Source organism: Archangium sp. (assembly GCF_036389735.1).
Lineage (GTDB): Bacteria > Myxococcota > Myxococcia > Myxococcales > Myxococcaceae > Archangium.
The window spans coordinates 1-8,188 of record NZ_DASVWK010000196.1 but is presented as its reverse complement, the minus strand read 5'-3'; the positions used below and the strand labels follow the sequence as shown (position 1 = coordinate 8,188).

Genomic DNA, 8,188 nt, shown 5'->3' with positions numbered 1-8,188 from the left:
CTTCGTCGTCCCGGACAAGGATCTGCTCGCCACCCCTTCCGCCCTGCGGGCCTTTCTGGACGAACGCCTGCCAGCGTACCTGCGGCCCTCCAGGATCCACTTCCTGGAGAATGCCTTGCCCCTCACGACCAACGGCAAGGTCGCACGCAACGTGCTGCGCGCCCTGGCCTTCGAGCACGTCGAGGCCCCGCGCCAGGACATCGTGGCGGCGCGCAATCCCGTCGAGGAGCGACTCGCCCGCGTCTTCCGGGCCGTGCTCAAGCGGGACGAGATCAGCATCCACGACAACTTCTTCGACCTGGGAGGCGACTCCATCTTGAGTATCCAGGTGGCCGCGCAGGCGAAGCTGCTGGGGCTGCTCGTCACGCCCAGGCAGTTGTTCCAGCACCAGACCATCGAACAGCTCGCGCCCAGGGTGGAGGAGCACGCCGCGCTTCCACAGGAGCTTGAGCGGGCGAGAGGAACCTCGGCGCTCACGCCGATCCAACACTGGTTCTTCGAGGATGCGCACGCCCCCGTGCACCACTTCAACCAGTCGCTGCTCCTGGAGGTTCCCTCAAAGCTGGCGCCGGAGACCCTGGCGGAGGCCCTGCGGCGGTTGCTGCGCCACCACGACGTGCTGCGCTCGCGCTTCCACCGGACGGACTCCGGCTGGCACCAGTCCTACGAGGAAGCGGAGGCGACCCTGGCCTTCGAGCTGCGGGATCTCTCACCGCTGTCTCCATCGCGCCAGGACGAGGCCATGGAGAAGGCGGTCCAGGCCATCCAGACGGCACTGGACATCGAGCGCGGCCCCCTGCTCGGGGCGGTGCTCTTCCACACCGGCCCCGAGCGCGCCCACCGCCTGTTGCTCGTGGCCCATCATCTGGTCGTGGACGGCGTCTCGTGGCGCATCCTCGTCGAGGATCTGGAGACCGCGCTGCGTCAGCTCCAGCAGGGCGTTCCCGTGGTGCTGCCCCCCCGGACGGCCACGTTCAAGCAGTGGGCCGAGCACCTGGAGCACCAGACCCGCACCAGTGCCACCGACGAGGAGCTCGAGTACTGGGAGCAGCTCGCGCGCGCGGCTCCCGCGCGGCTTCCCGTGGATCATGCGCGCGGCGACAACACGTATGGAGCGGCGCGAAGCCTCACGGTGACTTTGGACGAGCAGGAGACCGAGCACCTGCTGCATGAAGCTCCCAAGGCCTACCGCACCACCGTGCAAGAGCTCCTCCTCACCGCCCTGGCCGATACGGTGGCCTCCTGGGCCCACACCCCGAAGGTGCTCCTCGACGTCGAAAGCCACGGGCGCGATGCGATGGACAACGGCGTCGATGTGTCCCGTACGGTGGGCTGGTTCACGACCCTGTACCCGCTGCTCCTCCGGGTGGACCACGGCGAACCCGGCCCACTGCTCAAATCCATCAAGGAGCAACTCCGGGGCATTCCCGGAGACGGACTGCGCTACTTGGCCCTGCGCTACCTCAACCCCGAGGAGGAGGTCCGCGCACGGCTCGGCGCCTTGAGAACGCCCGACCTCGGGTTCAACTACCTGGGCCAGATGGAGCTGGCGGGCATACGGGCCGTGCCCCTCCTCCAACTCTCCGATCAGCAGTACAGCGGGCTGGACGTCGACCCGCGGCGACGCCGTCACCACCTGTGGGACGTGGTGGCGAGCATCCAGCGCGGAAGACTGCACGTCGAGTGGACCTATTGCCGCCACTTCCACCGGGAAGAAACCATCACCAGCCTGGCGGAAGGGTTCCTGGAGGGGCTGAGGGAGCTGATCCGGCACTGCCTTCAGCCCACCACTGGCGGATGGACTCCATCGGACTTTCCGCAGGCCAGGCTGTCCCAGCAGTCGCTGGACGACTTCATCCACAACCTCACCGAGAGCTGAACATCCGCCGAGGGGGCGCCATGGACCGTCAGAAGATCGAAGACATCTACGAGCTCTCACCCGCTCAGCAGGGGATGTTCTTCCAGAGCATGCTGAACCAGAGCCCTGGGATGCTCTGCGAGCAATTCCTCTGCATCCTCGAAGGGGTGCTGGACGTGGCCGTGCTCCAGCGGGCCTGCGCTCATGTCATCAGCAGGCACCCTGCCCTGCGGACGTCCTTCCACCTCATGGAGTTGGACAAGCCCCTCCAGGTGGTACACCGCTCGGTCCCACTGCCCTGGCGCGAGCTGGACTGGCGCCAGCATTCGAGCGAGGCCGTCACGAAGGAGTTGGAGGCGCTGCTGAAGGAAGACCGGGAGCAGGGCTTCGAGCCGAGAGCGGCGCCCCTGCTGCGCTTCTGCGTCATCCACCTGTCGGGGGACCGCCACCAGTTCATCTGGAGTCACCACCACCTGCTGATGGATGGGTGGTCCCTGCCCGTGGTGATGAAGGAGATCCTGGTCTGCTACGAGTCCTTCTCCCGCGGAGAGCGACCACGGCTGAAGCCGAGCTGGCCCTACCGGGAGTACATCGCATATCTCCAGAGCAGGCGGCTGGAACAGGCGAGGCCGTTCTGGCAGGCCCAGCTCCGAGACCTCCACGAGCCCACGCCACTGGGACGAGGCCCCACCGCGGCGGGAGCCGACGAGCTCCAGGAGCTGATGCTGAAGGTGCCCTCCGAGCTGGCGGCACGGCTGGGGGCCCTGGCACGGGAGCATCGGGTGACGCCGAGCTCGCTCTTCCAGGCCGTGTGGGCGCTGCTCCTGGGCGTTCATGGCCAGCGGGATGACGTGGTCTTCGGAACGACCGTCTCCGGGCGCCCGGCCACCCCAGCGGAGGCGGCCTCCAGCGTCGGCCTCTTCATCAACACGCTGCCGCTGCGCGTCGTCTTGCAGCCGGAGGAGACCCTGGTGGGCTTTCTCGGCCGGATGCAGGCGCAGCGCCTCGATCTGCAGGAGTACGAACACACACCCCTCGTCCAGATCCAGGAGTGGAGCGGCCTGCCACGGGGCAAGGCGCTCTTCGACACGCTCCTGGTATTCGAGAACTTCCCCCAGGACATCTCCGTGGCCCCCTTGAGGGTCCGCGAGGTGAGAGTCCTCGGAGGCGAGACGCCCTACGCGCTCACCGCCATCGTGGATCCGGAGAATGGGTACTCCCTGCGATTGATCCACCGCGGCCCCGCCATCGACTCGGCCCTGGCCCATGAGCTGCGAGACACCCTGCTCCTGCTGCTGCTGGCGCTGGTGGACACGCCCGAGCGACCTCTCGGGGAGCTGTTGACCGCGCTGCGCACCGCCTCCACCCCGGCATCCGGCGAGCCCGCGCGGGAGCCCTCCGAAATGACACGTCGGCAACTCACGGAGGCCGACGCGCCACGCACGCCCGTGGAGAGAGAGCTGTGGAGCATCTGGTGCGAACTCCTGGGAACGCGGGAGGTGGGCATCCACGATGACTTCTTCCGGCTGGGCGGGCACTCGCTGATGGCGACCCAGGCCATCTCCCGGGTCCGGCAGGCCTTCGGCACGGACATTCCCCTCAAGGCCCTGTTCACCTCCGGGCGCACGATCGCCGAGTTGGCGGTGACCCTCGAGGAACACCTCATCAGCAAGAGCTCCGAGGGGGACCTGGCCTCCCTGTACGCGGAACTCGAGAACCTTTCCGAGGACGAAGCGGAGCGCCTGCTGCGTGAAGAGGAAAATGCCCCGTGAAGATCCTGCTCATACAACCCATCGAGTATGTCTCCTTCCTGGATGGCGCGGCGAAAGCGAACCGGGTGCTGATGGAAGGCTTGCGCCGCAAGGGGCATGAGTGCCGGGTGCTGGGCTGGTGTGGACGGCGCGGCCCCCAGGGGGCCACCGGATATGCCGAGTCCCTGAGGGCCCGGGGCATCGCATTGAAGCACCAGACCCCGGACGTGGTGGAGTTCGACCGCAACGGCGTCGAGGTCTGGACCGTGCTGGATGCCTTCCAGTGGCACGCACAGCTCCAGCGGGCCCTCACACAGTTCGCCCCCGACTGCGTCCTGGTCTCCGAAGACCATACGCTCTTTCTGTTGGAGGCCGCGCTGGAGGCGAGTGAAGCGCCCGTCGTCTATATCGCGCACAGCCAGGCCAGCCTGCCCTTCGGCCCCGAGAGCTTCGTGGAAGACCGGTCCCCGGATCGCGCGGCACTTCTGCGACGTGCCAGCGGCATCCTCACGGTCAGCCATTACGTGCGGCGCTACATCGAGCAGTGGGGGCAGGCGTCAGCCGAGGTGATCTACTTCCCCTCGTACGGGACCGGGCCCTTCCCGCACTTCGGACGGTTCGACGATGGGTCCGTCACGATGATCAACCCGTCCTCGTTCAAGGGGATCTCCATCTTCCTGGAGTTGGCTCGGCGCTTCCCCCACGTCGCCTTCGCCGCCATCCCGACCTGGGGCACTTCCCAGGAAGACAGACAGGCGCTCACGAAGCTGGCGAATGTCTCCCTGTGGGAGCCGGTCGAACAGATCGACCAGCTCTACCGGCGGAGCCGGCTGATCCTCATGCCTTCGCTGTGGGGGGAGGCCTTCGGGCAGGTCGCCATCGAGGCGATGCTGCGCGGTATCCCCGTCCTGGCCAGCCAGGTGGGAGGACTGCCCGAGGCGAAGCTCGGTGTGGACTATCTCCTGCCGGTCCGGCCCATCAGCCGCTATGAGAGCCGTTCCGATGAGCGTCACCTGCCGGTTCCCATCGTCCCCGAGCAGGACGTGGAGCCGTGGGCCGCCGCGCTGAAGCAGGTCCTCACCCAGCGCGGCGTGTACGAGGAGCTGTCGGCCATGTCGCGCCGACGGGCCTCGGAGTTCGTCGCCACGCTGAGCATCGACCCGTTCGAGCGACTCCTCGAGCGAACCGTGCAACAGCACCGGCCCGCTCGCCCCCAACCCGCATGCGGGGAACGTGAGCCGGCCTCTCCCTTGAGCCACCTGTCTCCCACGAAGCGGGCGTTACTCGCCGCCCGACTGCGTAAGAAGAGGCCCGTGGCTTCCCTTATCGAGCGCGTCGAGCGCGGCCAGGAGGGCACGCGCTACCCGCTCTCGTACTCGCAGGAGCGCCTGTGGTTCCTCCAGCAGTTGGATGAGACGGGAGCCGCCTACAACACGGCGCTGACGTATCGGGTCCTGGGGCGGCTGAATGCCAGAGCGCTGGAGCGCAGCCTCCAGACGCTCCTCGCGCGGCACGAAACCCTGCGGACCTGCTTCACCACCGACGAGGCTGGAAGGCCGTTCCAACAGATCATGCCGCGGTGCTCGCTGTCCCTGCCGGTGGTAAGGCTGGAAGAACACACCCGGCAGGAGAAGGAACAGCACGCGCGCTCCCTGCTGGGCGCCGCGCTCGCCGAGCGGTTCAATCTGGGGACGGGGCCGCTCCTGCGCGTACAGTTGCTCCAGCTTGAGCCGAACGAGCACCTCTTCGTGCTCGTCATCCATCATATCCTCTTCGATGGATGGTCGGCGGGCGTGTTCGCCCGCGAGCTGTGCCACCTCTACCAGGCCTTCTCCACGGGGCGACAGCCAGAGCTGCCCGGGCTGCCCCTTCAGTACGTCGACTATGCCGCCTGGCAGCGGAAGGAATACGAGGGAGGCGGCAGCGGAGCCGCGGACCTGGAGTTCTGGCGCCAGAAGCTGGGAGGACAGCTTCCGGTCTTGAACCTTCCCATCTACCGGCCGCGCCCCAAACGCCAATCGTTCCGTGGCGCGGATGCCACCTTCATCTACCCCGCCCACCTCGCCAACCGGCTCGCGGAGCTGGCCCAGCGAGCGGGCGGCACGCTGTTCATGGTGATGCTGGCGGCCTTCAAGGTGCTGCTGCACCGCTACACGCGCGACGAGGAACTCGTGGTCGGGACGCTGTCGGCCAACCGCGAGCGCCCAGAGCTGGAGGGCCTCATCGGCCTGTTTCTCAACAGCCTGGTGCTGCGCACGGATGTCTCGGGGAACCCACGCTTCCTGGAACTGCTGGAGCGGGTCCGCGACGTCACGCTGGAGGCCTATGCGCACCAGACGGTGCCCGTCGAGCGGCTCGTGGCGGAGCTGCGTCCGCGGCGGGATGCGAGCCATCACCCGCTCTTCCAGGTCCTCTTCGTGCTTCAAAACGCCCCCACGACCTCGATCGAGTTGGGAGACCTCGAGCTCATCCCCCTGCCATTCGAGAGCACCGCCTCGGATGTGGATCTCGAGCTGCAGTTCATGGCCACCAGCGAGGGCCTGCTCGGCAGGGTCATCTACAACACCGACCTGCTCGACGCGACGGCGGTGACGCGCCTGATGGGGCAGTTCCGGACGCTCCTGGAGGGCATCGTCCAGGCACCGGAGACTCACCTGTCGGAGCTGCCACTGCTGACGGCCGAGGAGCGGGAGCAGCAGGTCGAGCAGCAGCGGGGCCGGGCCCTGGCCTTCGCTTGGGAACAGGGCCTGCTCGGGCGCATCGAGGAGCACGCGCGCTCGAGCCCGGAGCGGTTGGCCGTCGAATCTCCCAACGGGGAGAGGCTGACCTATGGAGAGCTGAGTGCGCAGTCCACCCGGCTGGCGGAGCACCTGCGGAAGCTGGGGGTTGGTCCCGAGGTGACAGTCGCCGTCTGCCTGGAGCGATCCCCCGGGCTGCTGGTGGCCTTGCTGGCCGTCCTGAAGGCCGGTGGCGCCTACCTGCCGCTGGATGTCGCCTATCCGCGCGAGCGGCTGGAGTACATGCTGCGGGACTCCCAGGCGCGGCTCGTGCTGACGGTGCGAGCGCGGGCCGAGCAACTCCCGGCGCCCGCCACCTGTCGAATCGTGTGCCTGGATGAGGAGCCCGCGGCGGCAAGCCCCCTCCCCGTCCAGGAGGCATGTGGGCCGGTGCTGCCCGACAACGCGGCGTACATCATCTATACGTCGGGCTCGACGGGCACCCCCAAGGGCGTGGTGGTCCGCCACCACTCGCTGCTCAATTACGCGCTTACCGCGGTCGAGGACTACGGCCTGCGGCCCTCGGACCGGGTGCTTCAATTCGCGTCCATCAGCTGGGACACCAGTGCCGAGGAGATCTTCCCGACCCTGGTGGCGGGCGCGACCCTGGTCTTACGGCCCCAGGACCTGCCCGGCTCCTACTCGCAGTTCCTGGAGATGTGCGAGCGCCAGCGGTTGACCCTCCTGAACCTGCCGACGGCGTTCTGGCACGAACTCACCGTGGACCTCGAGCGCCAGCGCCTGCCAGTGCCCCCCTCGCTGCGCCTCCTCGTCATTGGGGGGGAACAGGCCTCCTGGGACCGGGTGCGGGCCTGGAAACGCTGTGTCGGCCGAGACCTGCGGCTCGTCAACACCTACGGCTGTACCGAGGCGACGGCGGTGTCCACGCTCTGCGAGCTGTCCCAGACAGGCACCGGGTCCGCGGAGCATGGCGAGGCGCCGATTGGCCGGGCCATCGGCAATGTGCACACGTATGTGCTCGACCCCAGCTGGACTCCCGTGCCCCCCGGCGTCCCCGGAGAGCTGTATCTCGGTGGAGAGGGGCTGGCACGCGGCTATGTCGGGGCGGGAGCGCTGACGGCGGAGCGGTTCCTGCCGGATCCGTTCAGCCGACACCCGGGGGCCCGCATGTATCGCACCGGCGATCTGGTTCAGATGCTGCCCGACGGGAGGCTGAAATACCTGGGGCGCCTGGATGCGCAGGTCAAGGTCCGCGGCATCCGCGTGGAGCTCGGCGAAATCGAAGCCGTGCTCGGGCAACACCCAGCGGTAACAGGCGTGGTGCTCACCCCTCATACCGATGCGACGGGACAGACCGCGCTGGTGGCCTACGTGGTTCTGGACGGGGACCGTCGCGTCACGGTCGAGGAGGTGCGCCGCTATGCGTCCGAGCGCCTGCCCGAGTTCATGGTCCCAGCCACCGTGGTGTCCTTGGAGGAGTTTCCCCAGACGCCCAACGGAAAGATCGACCGGAAGCGGCTGCCGGCCCCGGCCGCGCTCCCGCGGACGCGTCCGGCCGAGCCCACCCAGGGCCCTCGTGACGACATCGAGCGACGGCTGACCAGGTGCTGGCAGGAGGTTCTGGGGGGAGGTGCGGTGGGTCCCCGCGAGGACTTCTTCGAGCTGGGAGGCCACTCCCTCATGGCGGTCCGGCTCATCACGCGCGTGGAGCGCGAGTTCGGCCGCCGACTGCCTCTCAGCGCCCTGCTCCAGGGACCGACCATCGAGAAGATGGCCGCGCTGCTGCGCACGAGGGAGGGCACCGCGTCCTTTCCGGTGCTGGTCCCGCTGCAGCCTGACGG

At 68.0% G+C, this 8,188-nt stretch carries 3 protein-coding genes; all 3 read left to right on the top strand.

The features are described 5' to 3' along the window. Positions 1-1,879 (top strand): condensation domain-containing protein (locus VF794_RS07305; RefSeq protein WP_331108456.1); only part of this gene is annotated, 1,879 nt, incomplete at its 5' end. Between the two features lie 20 nt (positions 1,880-1,899). Beyond that, positions 1,900-3,630: a condensation domain-containing protein gene (locus VF794_RS07300; protein ID WP_331108455.1), complete on the top strand. Its 1,731-nt coding sequence runs from the start codon at positions 1,900-1,902 to the stop codon at positions 3,628-3,630. Then, a partial coding sequence (locus tag VF794_RS07295) for an amino acid adenylation domain-containing protein (protein WP_331108454.1) occupies positions 3,627-8,188 on the top strand: 4,562 nt, incomplete at its 3' end. The genes VF794_RS07300 and VF794_RS07295, both read left to right, overlap by 4 nt.

Coding starts and splice junctions, on each gene's coding strand:
- VF794_RS07300 (WP_331108455.1), top strand. CDS start 1,900: ATGGACCGTCAGAAGATCGAAGACATCTACGAGCTCTCACCCGCTCAG.